The organism is Zoogloea sp. (genome assembly GCF_028689785.1).
In the GTDB taxonomy this organism is placed as follows: domain Bacteria; phylum Pseudomonadota; class Gammaproteobacteria; order Burkholderiales; family Rhodocyclaceae; genus Zoogloea.
In genome coordinates this window covers 49,700-63,822 of sequence record NZ_JAQVCN010000026.1, presented here as the reverse complement: position 1 = coordinate 63,822, position 14,123 = coordinate 49,700, and the positions used below count along the sequence as shown (strand labels likewise).

The window sequence follows — 14,123 nt, the reverse complement described above, 5'->3', positions numbered from 1 at the left end:
GGTGCCGTCGGGATTGACCGCGACCGTGCCCTTGGCCGGATCGAGGGTGGCGCCGGTGACGGAGAGGGTGTCGCCTTCCGGATCGGTGTCATTGCCCAGCACGTTGACGGTGACGGGCTGGTCTTCCGGTGTGGTGGCGGTGTTGGGGTTGGCGACGGGGGCGTCGTTGACCGGATTGACGTTTATGTTGACCGTGCTGGTGGCAGTGCCGCCCTTGCCGTCGGAGATGGTGTAGGTGACGACGACCGGGCCGTTGAAGTTGGCGGCGGGGTTGAAGGTGAGGGTGCCGTCGGCGTTGACTACCACATTGCCCTTGGCAGGGTCGACCGTGGCGCTGGTGATGCTGAGGGTGTCGCCTTCGGGGTCGCTGTCATTGCCCAGCACTGCAATCCGGACTGGCTCGTCTTCGTTAGTTGTTGCCGAGTCGGGGGCGGCGATCGGGGGGGTGTTGAGGCCAGCGATGGTGATCCGGAGTTCGGCAGTGGCGGTGCCGCCCTTACCGTCGGAGACCGTGTAGCTGAAGCTGTCGGTTAGGGTGGCGCCCGGAGCCAGACTGCTTACTGAGCTGTTTGCCGTGTCTTGGATGTAGCTGTAGCTGCCGTCCGGGTGGATGGTCAGGGTGCCGAAGGCACCGTTGACCACGGTTGCGCCACTTACCGGGGCGCTGCCTACGAGGCTGACGGTGAGGGTGTCGCCATCCAGGTCAGTGTCGAGGCCGGCAGGGTTGGTGATGACGTTGCCCGTGGCCGGGGTGGTGGCGGTCTTGCTCAGGCTGTTGACGTCATCCAGGGCGACCGGTGCGTCATTAACCGGAGTGACGTCGATGGTGACGGTGCTGGTGGCGGTTCCGCCCTTGCCATCAGAGATGGTGTAAGTGACGACCACCGGGCCGTTGAAGTTGGCGGCCGGGTTGAAGGTGAGGGTGCCGTCGGGATTGACCGCGACCGTGCCCTTGGCCGGATCGACGGTGGCGCCGGTGACGGAAAGGGGGTCGCCGTCCGGATCGGTGTCATTGCCCAGCACATTGACGGTGATGGGCTGGTCTTCCGGCGTGGTGGTGGTGTCGGGAGTGGCGACCGGGCCGTCGTTGGTGCCGTTGATGGTGATGAAGACGTTGCTGGTGCTGCCGTCCGTGCTCAGCACCGGGAAGGTTTCGGACAGGGTGTCGCCGACGCCGAGGGCCTGAACGTCCGGGTGGGCGTTGTTGAGGGTGTAGGTCCAGTTGCCCGCAGCGTCGAGGCTGAAACTACCGTAGGTGCCGGCTACGCTGGTCTGCGGCCGGAAGCTGGCCTCTCCAGCATCCACATCGGTGATGCTCAGGGTGCCCCCGGTGCTGAGGATGCTGTCTTCGGTGACACTGCCGCTGCCTGGACCGATGAGGGCCGGGTCGTTGGTGCCGACCACGGTGATCGTGACGGTGCTGGCTGTGCCGTCGGACAGGGTGACCGGGAAGGTCTCGCTGCGGGTCTGGCCCTCGCCCAGGCTCTGAACCACGCTGGCCGGGTTGTTGAGGACGTAGTTCCAGCTGCCATCGGTGTTGAGCGTGAAGCTTCCATAGGTGCCAGGGGTGGCCGGTTGGGCGACGAAGCTGGCGCCGCCGCTGGCGTTCAGGCTGCCGCCAGTGCTCAGGGTGTTGTCCTCCTTGACGATGCCGACGCCCGGCGAACCGATGGTCTCGTTGGTACCAAGGATGGTGATGACCACGGTGCTCTCGGTGCCGTCCACGCTGCGCACTGTGAAGGATTCGGTGCGGGAGTCGCCGTCGGCAAGGTTCTGGACCAAGGGGTTGCCGTTGTCCAGGGTGAAAGCCCAGTGGCCGGTCTCGTCGATGGAGAAGCTGCCGTAGGTGCCGGTTACACCGGTCTGGGCCTGGAAGGCGGCTTCGCCGGTGTCCGGGTCGGTGATGGTCAGCGTGCCGCTGGCCAGCAGGACGGTATCTTCCTTGGTGGTGCCGGTGCCGGCACTGATGGTGGCGTTGTCGTTGACCGGGGTGACGTCGATGGTGACGGTGCTGGTGGCGGTGCCGCCATTGCCGTCGGAGATGGTGTAGGTGACGACCACGGGGCCGTTGATGTTGGCTGCCGGGTTGAAGGTGAGGCTGCCGTCGGGATTGACCGCGACCGTGCCCTTGGCCGGATCGACGGTGGCGCCGGTGACGCTGAGGGGGTCGCCGTCCGGATCGGTGTCATTGCCGAGTACATTGACGGTGACGGGCTGGTCTTCCAGGGTGGTGGCGATGTTGGGGTTGGCGATGGGGGCGTCGTTGGTGCCGAGTATGGTGAGACTGACGGTGGTGGCGGTGCCGTCCACACTGCGCACGGTGAAGGACTCGGTGCGGGTCTCGCCTTCCTTGAGGGCCTGGACGACCGGCAGGCTGTTGTCGATGGTGTAGGTCCAGGCACCGGCCGCGTTCACGCTGAAGCTGCCGTAGGTGCCCACCGCGTTGGTCTGGGGCTGGAAGGCGGCTTCGCCGGCGTCAGGATCAACGATGGAGAGGGTGCCCGAGGCGGTGGTCTGGGCGGGGGTGTCTTCCTTGACGGTGCCGCTGCCGGTGCCGAGTACGGCGGCGTCGGCTACCGGGGTGACGTCGATGGTGACGGTGCTGGTGGCGGTGCCGCCATTGCCGTCGGAAATGGTGTAAGTGACGACCACCGGGCCGTTGAAGTTGGCGGCGGGGTTGAAGGTGAGGGTGCCGTCGGGATTGACCGCGACCGTGCCCTTGGCCGGATCGACGGTGGCGCCGGTGACGCTGAGGGGGTCGCCGTCCGGGTCGCTGTCGTTGCCGAGCACACTGACGGTGACGGGCTGGTCTTCCAGGGTGGTGGCGGTGTCCGGGGTGGCCACCGGAGCGTCATTTTGCGGGGTGACGTCGATGGTAACGGTGCTGGTGGCAGTGCCGCCATTGCCATCGGCAATGGTGTAGGTGACGACCACGGGGCCGTTGATGTTGGCGGCCGGGGTGAAGGTGAGGGTGCCGTCGGGATTGACCGAGACAGTGCCCTTGGCCGGATCGACGGTGGCGCCGGTGACGCTGAGGGGGTCGCCGTCCGGGTCGCTGTCATTGCCCAGAACATTGACGGTGATTGGTTGGTCTTCCAGGGTGGTGGCGCTGTCCGGATTGGCCACGGGGGCGGTGTTGTCCGGCGTTACATTCACCGTGACGGTGCTGGTGGCGGTGCCGCCCTGGCCGTCGCTGATGGTGTAGTTGATGACTACCGGGCCATTGAAGTTGGGCGCCGGGGTGAAGGTGAGGGTGCCGTCCGGGTTGATCGCGACGCTGCCGAGGGCCGGGTCGACGGTGGCACTTGTGACGGTGAGCGGGTCGCCTTCGGGATCGCTGTCGTTGCCCAGCACTGGAACCGTGACCGGGGTGTTCTCGAGGGTGGTGGCCACATCAGGGTTGGCGATGGGGTTGTCATTCACCGGGGTGACATTGACCGTGACGGTGGAGGACGCGGTGCCGCCCTTGCCGTCGCTGACCGTGTAGGTGATGAGCACAGGGCCGTTGAAGTCGGGCGTCGGGGTGAAGGTGAGGGTGCCGTCCGGATTGATGACTACGCTGCCGAGGGCCGGGTCGACGGTGGCGCCGGTGACGGTGAGCGGGTCACCGTCCGGGTCGCTGTCGTTGCCCAGCACATTGATGGTCACCGGCTGGTCTTCGGGGGTGGTGGCCGCGTCGGGCAGGGCCACGGGGGCGTCATTGACCGCCACGACGTTGATGGTGACCGTTGCCGTCGAGGTGCCGCCCTTGCCGTCGCTGATGGTGTAGGTGACGGTGTCGGGGCCGTTGAAGTCCGGGTTGGGCACGTAGCGCAGGCTGCCGTCCGGGTTGATGGTGACCTGGCCGTTGGTGGCCGTGGCGTTGGTGACCACCAGGGGGTCGTTGTCGGCGTCGCTGTCGTTGGCCAGGACGTCCACGATCAGGGGCTGGTCTTCGGTGCCGTCGACGCGGTCATCGTTTGCGACCGGCGGGGTGTTGATGGTTTGTGTGGTGAGCGTGGCTGCGGGCAGAAACTCAACGCCGTCGGCCGTGCTGGCGTAGCTGTAGGAGACCGGCGTCACCTCTTCGAGCACCCGCACGAGACGCACGAAATCGTGGGTCTGATCGCCCACGCCACCACCAGTGAGACCGGCTGCCGGATCTTCCAGATCTTCGAAGGGGTCCTTCCCGGCGTTGAGGGCCTGGATAACCTTGTCGGCCTCCGTGCCCAGGCTGGAGATGGCGTTGTCGCTGCGTTCTGGCGTGGCTGTGGCGAAGAACTCTTCATTGAGCAGCAGCTCGCGGTCCGGCCCGACACTGACCTTGGCTCCACCAGGCAGCTGCATTTCCACCACTGCGCCAGTGTGGGTGACGATCTCCTGGCCCTCGGTGGCCACATCTCCCGGCTTGATGGCGCTGAGCTTGCCGCTGCTGTCGCGCAGGTAGGCTTCGCCCTGCACGAAGACGACGGTGCCCTTGGAGGCGGTGTTGGTGGCGGTAGTGACGGGGGAGGACGAGGTGGCCATGACGGTCTCCGGAAATCGGCTTTTTAGATGAGACGGAATCTACGACGCGGTGCGAGGGGGCGCCATTGTCCACGAGGACAAGTCGCGTGACGGATGCCACGCGGGGAGGGTGTTTCAGCGGACGCCGTGCACCCGGAGGGCAAGTTGCAGCCGGTCTGCCACTTCTAGCTTCTCGAAGATGGCTTTGAGATGTGCCTTGACTGTGCGCTCGGTGATGCCGAGAGCACCGGCGATGGCCACATTGCTTTCCCCGACGGCGGCGTGATGGGCAACCTCCCGCTCCCTCTCGGTCAACGGGCGGGCCCAGTCGGCGAGCCCGGCACGGGGCAGGCGGCTATCCACAAGGCGCAGCAGCCGGGACAGCAGGGCACGCCCTACCCACAGCTCGCCGCTGTCGATCACATCAAGCGCCTGGCGCAGGTTGTCCACCGGGGCATGGCTGTGGCAGTAGCCGCTGGCCCCGGCATTGAGCACGGCGAGGCCCTCGTCGTCGTCGGGTCGGGAGGAGGTGGCCAGGATAGCGAGGCCGGTGGCGTTCTCCCGCCAGGCCTGATGGGTCCATAGGGGTAGGGCTCCGCCCAGGCGACTGCCCAGGTCGATGACCACCAGGCGGTGGCCAGCCTTGCGCCAGGTTTCGAGGCCGTGGATGTCGAGGGCGCGGATCGGACTGGATGACAGGGCCTGCCAGCGTTCGGCAAGGAGGTCGTCTTGGGTGAGGATCAGCAGCGGTTGCGGAGTGCTCATGGGCGGAGGCGAGCTTCGGTCAGCGTTCAGTCAGGGCGTTGGCCTTGGCACGGAGGACGGGTTTCATCAGGTAGCTGAGGAGTGATTTTTTTCCGGTGAGGATGTCCACTTCGGCGACCATGCCCGGAATGATGGGCATGTGGGCATCGCCGATGGTGCTGTGGGTGGTGCGTACCCGCACGATGTAGAAGGCGTTGCCTTTTTCGTCGGTGATGGTGTCGGCACCGATCTGATCGAGGGTGGCTTCGAGCCCGCCATAGATGGAGAAGTCGTAGGCGGTGAATTTGACCAGTGCGGGCTGGCCGGGCCGCAGGAAGGCGATGTCCTTGGGCTGAACACGGGCTTCGAGCAGCAGGGCGTCGTCGCTCGGGACGATCTCGATGATCTCCTTGCCGGGCTGGACGACGCCGCCCCCCGTGTTGGCGAAGAGCTGTTTGACGGTGCCGTTCATGGGGGCGCGGATTTCAGCCTGCTTGACCCTGTCGGCAAGGCCTTCGCTGCCGGCCGACAGGGCGGCGAGCTTGGCGTTGGTGTCGGAAAGTTCGCTGCGGGCCTGGTTGCGCATGTTGAGCCCGACTTCCTCGATCTTGTTCTGGGCCTCGGAGATAGCGGCCTGAATGCGGGGGATCTGGGCACTGGCGGCGTCCCGTTCGCCCCGGTAGCGGGCTACGTCACGCTCCAGGCGCAGCAGCTCAACCTCGGAGACGGCGCCCGTCTTGGCCAAGGGGCGGGTGACTTCGAGCTCCTTGGCAGTGAGGGTGTAGCTCTGGGTGGCCTGCTCGCGCTTCGCGGTGAGCTCGTTGAGCTCCTGGCGGCGCTGGGATAGCTGCTGGCGGGCAATGCCGACAGCGGCTTCGAGCTCCATGCGTTTGTTCTCGTAGGCGCTGCGTTCCTGTTCGATGAGATCAGGGGCCTCCTTGATCAGCTCCGGCGGGGGGACGAAGGGCTTGCCGTTGGCCACCGCGGTGAGTCGGGCCGCCTTGGCGAGGAGGGCGATGTACTGGGCGCGGTTTTCCCGCAGGGACGACACGAAGCGGGTCGGGTCGACCTTCAGCAGCAGCTGCCCGGTCTTCACCTGCTGGCCTTCCTTGACCAGGATCTCGGAGACGATGCCGCCGTCGAGGCTCTGCATGACCTGGACCTGGCGGGAGGGGATGACCTTGCCTTCGCCGCGGGTCACTTCGTCGAGCTGGGCGAAGGCAGCCCACACAACCAGCACCAGCACGGCGAGGCAGGTGGTCCAGACTGCGATGCGGCTGCCGCGCAGCTTCTGTTCGGACATGGCCCATTCGGCGTCGGCCAGGTAGTCGGCGTCGTCGTGGATCTCGCGGCGCTCGGCGCCGTCGAGAACCCGGTCGAAGAGGCGCGAGCAGCGCTGGTAGATGGCGTTGTAGAGGGGCTGGAAGAGGGCGATGAGTGCTTTCATGATGTCACCCCGCGCGGCCGATGCGGCCCTGCTGAAGGGCTTCCACCACCTGGGCCTTGGGCCCGTCGGCGACGATCTGGCCTTGATCAAGGACGATGAGGCGATCCACCAGGTCGAGCAAAGAGGTGCGGTGGGTGACCAGTATCATCGTCTTGCTGGCCGCAAAGCGGCGCAGGCGCTGCTTGAGGCCTTCTTCGCTTTGGTGGTCCATGCTGCTGGAGGGTTCGTCGAGGAGCAGGATGGGCGGGTCGTTGAGCAGCGCCCGGGCAATTGCCACGGCCTGGCGTTGGCCGCCGGAGAGGGACTCGCCGCGCTCGCCGATGGGCATCTCGAAGCCCTGGGGGTGGGTGTCGGCAAACTCCTTGACGCCGGAGAGTTCGGCCGCGGCGAGGATGGCACTGTCGTCAGCAAAAGGGGCACCCATGGCAATGTTGTGCTTGAGGGTGCCGTAGAAGAGGGTCACGTCCTGGGGGACGAAGCCGATGGCGCGACGCAGCTCGGCGGGGTCGATCTGGCGGGAGTCGATGCCGTCGATGAAGATGGCGCCCTCGGTAGGCTGATAGAGGCCGAGGACGAGCTTTTCGATGGTGGTCTTGCCGGAGCCGATGCGCCCGATGATGGCGACCTTCTCGCCGGCCTTCAGGCGGAAGCTGATCTTCTTGAGTACGGCCTGGTCACGACCGGGGTAGCTGAAGCCCACGTCCTTGAACTCGATGTCGCCGCTGAAGCTGGGGCGATGTACGAAGCTGGCTCCGTCCGGGCGTTCGATGGGAAGCGCCATGTGGGAGTTGACCGAGGCCAGCGAGGTGCGGGCGTTCTGGTATTGCATCATCAGGCCCGCCACCTGCCCGAGGGGCGCCATGGCCCGACCCGAGAGCATGGATGCCGCGATGATGCCACCCATGGACATGTTGCCCTCGGACAGCTCATAGACGCCGACGATGATCACCGCGATGTTGACGAACTGCTGCATGAACTGGGCGAAGTTGACCGTGCCCGAAGAGAGCAGCTTGAGGCGGCCCCCGATCTGGGCGATGAACAATGTGGCGCGCTCCCACTGACGCTGAATCAGGCCTTCGGCACTGAGGGTCTTGACCGTTTCGAGACCCACCAGGCTCTCCACCAGGGTGGCATTGCGCTGGGCGCTGGCGCGGTAGGTGGTCTCGGTGAGCTCGTGCATCTTGTCCTGAGCGACCAGCGTGACGAAGAGGACGGCGAGCATGCCGACCAGTGGTGGCAGCAGAAGCCAGGGCGAGATCCATACCATGACCAGCAGGAAGAGCAGCACGAAGGGCAGGTCGATGAGCGTGGTGACGGTGGCAGAGGCAATGAAGTCGCGCACGCCCTCGAAGGCTCGCAGGTTGGAGGCAAAGGAGCCCACCGAGGCTGGCCGGGCGTCCATGCGCAGGCCAAGAACGCGTTCCATGATGCGGGCCGATAGCTGTACGTCAATGCGCTTGCCGGCAGTGTCCACAATGTAGGCGCGCAGGGTGCGCAGGACGAAATCGAAGAGCAGCACGAGCAGCGCGCCGATGGCCAGCACCCACAGGGTTTCGACGGCGTGGTTGGGCACCACCCGGTCATAAACGGTCATCGAGAACATGGGGATGGCCAGGGCGAACAGGTTGACCACCAGCGCAGCCAGCAGGGTGTCCCGGTAGAGGCGCCAGTTTTCCATGACGGTGCCCCAGAACCAGTGGCTGGCCCGCACTGCCTTGACCTGAGGCGAGCGCGCCTCGAAGCGGAAGCGCGGCCGGACGAAGCACACCAGCCCGGTGTAAAGGGCCGCCATTTCGTCGGCGGAGATATCGTCGGCTGATTCGCCGGCTTCGGGGAAGCGGACCCGTGCGCCGCCGTCGGGCAGGTGTTCGAGGAGTATGCAGGCGCGACGATCCTGGAGGAGGAGGATCGCAGGGAGCAGGTTGGGGGTGATGTCCTTGATCGACTTGCGAACGATTCGTGCGGTCAGGCCGGCCCGGGCTGCCGCCCGGGGCAGCAGCGATGGGGTGAGCCGGTTGTCCACCAGGGGCAGGCCGGCGGAGAGGGCTTCGGGGGAGAAGGGGTTGCCATGGAGGCGGGTGAGTACGACCAGCGCGTCAAGCAGAGGGTCGTCGTGGGTGGCGGCTTCGCCGGGGTGCCAGCGGTTGTCGGCGGCGGCGGCGTCGGAGGCGCGGGCCTGTGCGGCAAGGGTTGCAGCGTCAGTCATCGGCACAATCGTTTCGTGGTCGTTTCACGGCCCGGCAGACTTGGGGACTGACCGGGAGGGCGCCATAGGTGGGGCCCATGGCGTCTGGATTGTAGGGATAACGGGCCCCGTAGGGGGAACTTGAGCCTTTCAGGCAGACCAGAGCGGGAAGGGCGTCGTGGCGCGGGTTCAGATGACGTCGTTGGGGCCGAGCAGGTTAAGGCCCTGGCGAAGGCGGGCGCGGGCGCCCTTGCGAGCCAGCAGTTTGCGCTGCGCATCAAGGGGCAGGTCGGTGAGGCGGAGCAGACCCCGGTCGATGAGCACGTCGACTACGTCTTCGATCACACGGATCAAGTCGGCGTCGAGGCGGGCGAACTCGGATGGGCCGGTGACCGGAGTGAGGTCGGGGTGGCCCGCCGGGACTTCTTCTTCATGCCCCGGGCCGGGCTGGGAAAAGAGGGCGGTGACGGCGCCGGAGGCGTCGCGCTGGACGAAAGGCATGGGCAAGCTCGCGGAGAAGGAAAAAAGGCGCCCCGGGGAGCGCCTTTCCGATCATCCCGGGGGAGCTTGCAGCTCTTTGGGCAGGGGAAAGGTCACTTTTTCCGGTACACCAGCTAGAGGCTTTACGGAAGCGGCACCCATTTCCTTGAGGCGGGTGATGACTGCATCCACCAATACTTCGGGAGCGGAGGCTCCCGCGGTGACGCCGATGCGCTTCTTGCCGGCGATCCAGGCTGGGTCAATGGCCTCGGCGTTGTCGATGAGGTAGGCCGGCACCTTCAGCAATTCCGCCACCTCACGCAGACGGTTGGAATTGGAGCTGTTGACAGAGCCTACCACCAGCACCAGGTCGGATCTGGGGGCCATGAACTTCACGGCGTCCTGGCGGTTCTGGGTGGCATAGCAGATGTCGTCCTTCTTGGGGCCGACAATGTTTGGAAAGCGGGTACGGAGGGCATCGACGATGGTGGCGGCGTCGTCCACCGACAGGGTGGTCTGGGTGACGTAGGCCAGCATGTCGGGGTCGTTCACCTGCAGTTCGGCCACGTCGGTGGCACTCTCGACCAGGTAGATGCCGTCCTTGACCTGGCCCATGGTGCCCTCGACTTCGGGGTGCCCCTTGTGGCCGATCATGATGAGCTCGCGGCCCTGCTCGCGCATGCGGGCCACTTCGATGTGCACCTTGGTGACCAGCGGGCAGGTGGCGTCGAAGACGCGCAGGCCACGGGCCTCGGCCTCGCTGCGGACCGACTGGGGCACGCCGTGGGCGCTGAAGATCACGGTGTTGCCGGCGGGAACGTCGTCGAGGGATTCGATGAAGATGGCGCCTTTGGCACGCAGGCCTTCGACCACGAAGCGGTTGTGCACGACTTCGTGGCGGACGTAGATGGGGGCGCCGTAGCGGGCCAGGGCCCGCTCGACGATTTCGATGGCGCGTTCCACGCCCGCGCAGAAGCCGCGGGGGTTGGCAAGCAGGACTTCCATGGGGGCTCCGACGTTCAGTTGATGCCGATCACTTCGACTTCGAAGCGGATGGATTTGCCGGCCAGGGGGTGGTTGAAGTCGATCACGGCGTGGGTGTCGAGCACTTCGCGGATCAGACCGGGGTAGCGGGTGCCGTCCGGAGCGGTGAACTCCATGATGACCATGGGCTCAACTTCGGCGCCATCGGGGAAGTCCTCAAGGCGGACCTTCTCGACCAGGTCTTCGCGGTGCACGCCAAAGGCGTTTTCCGGTTCGAGCAGAAAGGTGTGATGCTCGCCCACGGTGATGCCGGCCAGGCAGCGTTCGAGGGTTGGGGCGATGTCGCCCTTGCCCAGCTGCATGGTGGCGGGCTGGGATTCGAAGGTGCTGATCAGCGGCTGGCCGTTGTCGAGGGAGATACGGTAGTGGAGGGTCAGCAGGCTGTCGGGCTGGACGATCTGGGTCATGAAAGTTTCTCTTGGGCGGTGGCGTGGCGGTTCTCGCGAATCTGGGCGATGAACATCAGGACGACGCCCACGCAGATGGCGGAATCGGCCACGTTGAAGGCGGGCCAGCCGTAGCGGCCGATGTGGAAATACAGGAAGTCGACCACCGCGCCGAAGACGAAGCGGTCGATGACGTTGCCAATGGCGCCGCCGATGATGAGGGAGAAGGCCAGGGGCTGCAGCAGCTCATGCTGGTGTTTTGCCAGCAGACGCAACAACCAGCCGCAGATGAGGGCGGCCAGCGCCACAAAGAACCAGCGTTGCCAACCGCTCTGGTCCGCCAGGAAACTGAAGGCGGCACCCGGGTTGAAGGCCAGCACGAGGTCGAAGTAGTCGGTGACATGAATCACCTCGCCGTTGCGCAGGGCGCCGCGGACGAGGTGCTTGGTCCATTGGTCGACGAGGACGATTATGGCGGAGAGGCCGATCCAGTTGCCGAGGCGTAGTTTCAAGGGCTGGGCTCCTGTTGGGCGTGGGCTCAGGCGACCGAGCGGGTTTCGCCGGCGCCGTGCAGGTTTGACGTGCAGCGGCCGCAAAGTTCCGGATGGGCTGCGTCGTGGCCCACGTCTGACCGGTAATGCCAGCAGCGCTCGCACTTCTGGTGGGTGGACGGCGTAACCAGGATGGCTTCATCCGCCTCGGAGGAGACCTGGACGAGGCTGCTCTTCGAGCAGATCAGCACGAAGCGCAGATCGTCGGCGAGGCTGGTGAGCAGCGCGTACTTGCCCTTGGTTGCGCGGATCTCCACTTCGGCCTGCAGAGACGAGCCGACCTGGCCGGCGGCGCGTACGGCTTCGATTTCTTTCTGTACGTCGGCGCGGATGGCGCGGATGGCCGTCCAGCGTTCCAGGAGGGCGTCTTCGCCGTCCTGGGCGGGCAGGCTGTGAAAGGCGTGGAGCATCACGCTGTCGTCGGCATCCTGGGTGAGGAGTTGCCAGATCTCTTCTGCAGTGAAGGACAGGATGGGGGCCATCAGCTTCACCACGGTCTGGAGGATATGCCACAGGGCGCTCTGGGCCGAGCGGCGTGCCACGGACTTGGCCTGGGTGGTGTAGAGGCGGTCCTTGAGCACGTCGAGGTACACCGCGCCCAAGTCTTCGGAGGCGAAGTTCTGCAGGGCCTGGACGACGCGGTGGAACTCGAAGGCGGCGTAGTCGGCTTCGGCCTGGGTCTGCAGTTTGCGGGTCAGGGCCAGGGCGTAGCGGTCGATCTCCAGCCACTCGGACACAGGCAGCATGTCGGTGGTGGCGTCGAAGTCGGCGGTGTTGGCCAGCAGGAAGCGCAGGGTGTTGCGCAGGCGGCGATACACTTCAACAACGCGGTCGAGAATCTCCTTGGACATGGCGAGCTCGCCCGAGTAGTCGGTGGAGGCAACCCACAGGCGAAGGATGTCGGCTCCCATCTTCTCGGTCACTTCCTGGGGCAGGATGGTGTTGCCCAGGGACTTGCTCATCTTGCGGCCTTGCTGGTCCACCGTGAAGCCGTGGGTCAGTAGGGCTTTGTAGGGCGGGTGACCGTCGATGGCGCAGCCGGTGAGGAGCGAGGAGTGGAACCAGCCGCGATGCTGGTCGGAGCCTTCGAGGTAGAGGTCGGCGCGGGGGCCGCTGGGGTGGCCGTCATTGTGGGAGCCACGCAGCACGTGCCAGTGGGTGGTGCCGGAGTCGAACCACACGTCGAGGGTATCGTTGATCTTGTCGTATTGGGCGGCTTCGGCGCCGAGCAGTTCGGCCGGGTCGAGCTTGAACCAGGCGGCGATGCCTTCCTGTTCGATGCGCTGGGCGACGTCTTCCATCAGTTCGACCGTGCGCGGATGCAGTTCGCCGGTTTCCTTGTGCAGGAAGAAGGGGATGGGCACACCCCAGTTGCGCTGGCGCGAGATGCACCAGTCGGGCCGGTTGGCGATCATGGCATGCAGGCGGGCCTGCCCCCAGGACGGGAAGAATTCGGTGGCTTCGACACCTTTGATGGCCAGTTCGCGCAGGCTGGGGCCGCCATTGGGCTTGATGTCCATGCCGACGAACCACTGGGCGGTGGCGCGGTAGATCAGCGGCGTTTTGTGGCGCCAGCAGTGCATGTAGCTGTGGCTGATCTTTTCATGGGAGAACAGCGCGCCGACCTCCTGGAGCTTGTCGACGATGACCGGGTTGGCCTTCCAGATGTGCAGGCCGCCAAAAAAAGGCAGCGATTCGGAATAGACACCGTTGCTTTGTACCGGGCTGAGGATGTCGTCGTTGGTGAAGCCGTTGGCTTTGCAGGAATTGAAGTCTTCCAGACCATAGGCCGGCGCCGAGTGGACGATGCCGGTACCGGCGTCGAGGCCCACGTAGTCAGCCACGAAGATGGGCGAGAGGCGGTCATAGAACGGGTGGTGGAAGGCAATACGGTCGAGCTTGGCACCGTTGGTGCGGGCGACGGTCGTGCCTTCGAGGCCGAAACGCTTGAGGCTGGCGTCGGCGAGTTCGGTCATCAGCACGAGCAGGCCGCGCGGGGTGTCGACCAGCGCGTAGTCGTGTTCGGGATGGACGTTGAGCGCCTGGTTGGCGGGGATGGTCCAGGGGGTGGTGGTCCAGATCACCGCGTAGGCGTCCTTGCCCGCGGGCAGGGCGGCGAGGCCAAAGGCGGCGGCGAGCTTCCCGGGTTCGGCGCAGACAAATCCCACGTCGATGGCCGGGCTAGTCTTGTCCTGGTATTCCACTTCTGCTTCGGCCAGTGCAGATCCGCAGTCGAAGCACCAGTTGACCGGCTTCAAACCCTTGAACACCCAGCCGCGCTTGACCATCTCGGCGAGTGCACGAACTTCGCCGGCTTCGTTGGCGAAGTTCATGGTCAGGTAGGGATTGTCCCAGTCTCCGAGTACACCGAGGCGGATGAACTCCTTCTTCTGCACCGCTACTTGTTCGGTGGCGTAGGCCCGGCACAGTTCGCGCACCTTGTCTGCGGGCAGGCCCTTGCCGTGAGTGACTTCGATTTTGTGTTCGATGGGCAGCCCGTGGCAGTCCCAGCCCGGTACGTAGGGCGCGTCGAAGCCGGCCAAGGTTTTGGAGCGGACGATGATGTCCTTGAGGATCTTGTTCAGGGCATGGCCGAGGTGCAGGTTGCCGTTGGCGTAGGGCGGGCCGTCGTGCAGGATGAACTTGGGCCGGCCAGCCGCGGCCTTGCGGATTTTCTGGTAGAGCTTACGCTTTTGCCATTCGGCCACCCACTTCGGTTCGCGCTTGGCGAGGTCGCCTCGCATGGGGAATGGGGTGTCGGGCAGATTGAGGGTCTTGCTGGTGTCGGACATGATCGGTGC

Annotated in this window: 9 protein-coding genes; all 9 read right to left on the bottom strand. The window is 65.5% G+C overall.

The features are described 5' to 3' along the window. Window positions 1-4,506, bottom strand: a 4,506-nt coding sequence (locus PHI64_RS12995) for a retention module-containing protein (RefSeq protein ID WP_299883420.1), incomplete at its 3' end; no start/stop codon positions are given. A gap of 114 nt (window positions 4,507-4,620) precedes the next feature. Further along, the gene (locus PHI64_RS12990; protein ID WP_299883418.1) at window positions 4,621-5,250 is read right to left on the bottom strand and encodes a response regulator transcription factor; all 630 of its coding nucleotides are present in this window, start codon (window positions 5,248-5,250) and stop codon (window positions 4,621-4,623) included. Between the two features lie 19 nt (window positions 5,251-5,269). Beyond that, entirely contained in the window at window positions 5,270-6,676 is a 1,407-nt protein-coding gene (locus PHI64_RS12985) for an HlyD family type I secretion periplasmic adaptor subunit (RefSeq protein ID WP_299883416.1), read from the bottom strand. A 4-nt stretch (window positions 6,677-6,680) separates the two neighbouring features. After that, the gene (locus tag PHI64_RS12980) at window positions 6,681-8,882 is read right to left on the bottom strand and encodes a type I secretion system permease/ATPase (RefSeq protein ID WP_299883414.1); all 2,202 of its coding nucleotides are present in this window, start codon (window positions 8,880-8,882) and stop codon (window positions 6,681-6,683) included. Window positions 8,883-9,050: 168 nt separating this feature from the next. Next, complete coding sequence (locus PHI64_RS12975) at window positions 9,051-9,362, bottom strand: hypothetical protein (protein ID WP_299883412.1); 312 nt, start codon at window positions 9,360-9,362, stop codon at window positions 9,051-9,053. Between the two features lie 51 nt (window positions 9,363-9,413). Next, window positions 9,414-10,346 carry a 4-hydroxy-3-methylbut-2-enyl diphosphate reductase gene (gene ispH, locus PHI64_RS12970; RefSeq protein ID WP_299883410.1) on the bottom strand — a complete coding sequence of 311 codons (933 nt, stop codon included), beginning with the start codon at window positions 10,344-10,346 and terminating at the stop codon, window positions 9,414-9,416. Between the two features lie 14 nt (window positions 10,347-10,360). Continuing rightward, window positions 10,361-10,792: an FKBP-type peptidyl-prolyl cis-trans isomerase gene (locus PHI64_RS12965; protein ID WP_296564203.1), complete on the bottom strand. Its 432-nt coding sequence runs from the start codon at window positions 10,790-10,792 to the stop codon at window positions 10,361-10,363. Beyond that, window positions 10,789-11,283, bottom strand: a complete 495-nt coding sequence (gene lspA, locus PHI64_RS12960; protein ID WP_299883406.1) for a signal peptidase II — start codon at window positions 11,281-11,283, stop codon at window positions 10,789-10,791. The genes PHI64_RS12965 and lspA overlap by 4 nt, the downstream gene beginning before the upstream one ends. A gap of 26 nt (window positions 11,284-11,309) precedes the next feature. After that, on the bottom strand, window positions 11,310-14,114 hold the full coding sequence (gene ileS, locus PHI64_RS12955) for an isoleucine--tRNA ligase (protein WP_299883404.1): 2,805 nt from the start codon (window positions 14,112-14,114) through the stop codon (window positions 11,310-11,312). Between the last annotated feature and the right edge of the window lie 9 nt (window positions 14,115-14,123).

Bases quoted from the DNA above. Each gene is read 5' to 3' on its own strand.
- PHI64_RS12990 (WP_299883418.1), bottom strand. From the start codon at position 5,250: ATGAGCACTCCGCAACCGCTGCTGATCCTCACCCAAGACGACCTCCTT.
- PHI64_RS12985 (WP_299883416.1), bottom strand. From the start codon at position 6,676: ATGAAAGCACTCATCGCCCTCTTCCAGCCCCTCTACAACGCCATCTAC.
- PHI64_RS12980 (WP_299883414.1), bottom strand. From the start codon at position 8,882: ATGACTGACGCTGCAACCCTTGCCGCACAGGCCCGCGCCTCCGACGCC.
- PHI64_RS12975 (WP_299883412.1), bottom strand. From the start codon at position 9,362: ATGCCTTTCGTCCAGCGCGACGCCTCCGGCGCCGTCACCGCCCTCTTT.
- ispH (WP_299883410.1), bottom strand. From the start codon at position 10,346: ATGGAAGTCCTGCTTGCCAACCCCCGCGGCTTCTGCGCGGGCGTGGAA.
- PHI64_RS12965 (WP_296564203.1), bottom strand. From the start codon at position 10,792: ATGACCCAGATCGTCCAGCCCGACAGCCTGCTGACCCTCCACTACCGT.
- ileS (WP_299883404.1), bottom strand. From the start codon at position 14,114: ATGTCCGACACCAGCAAGACCCTCAATCTGCCCGACACCCCATTCCCC.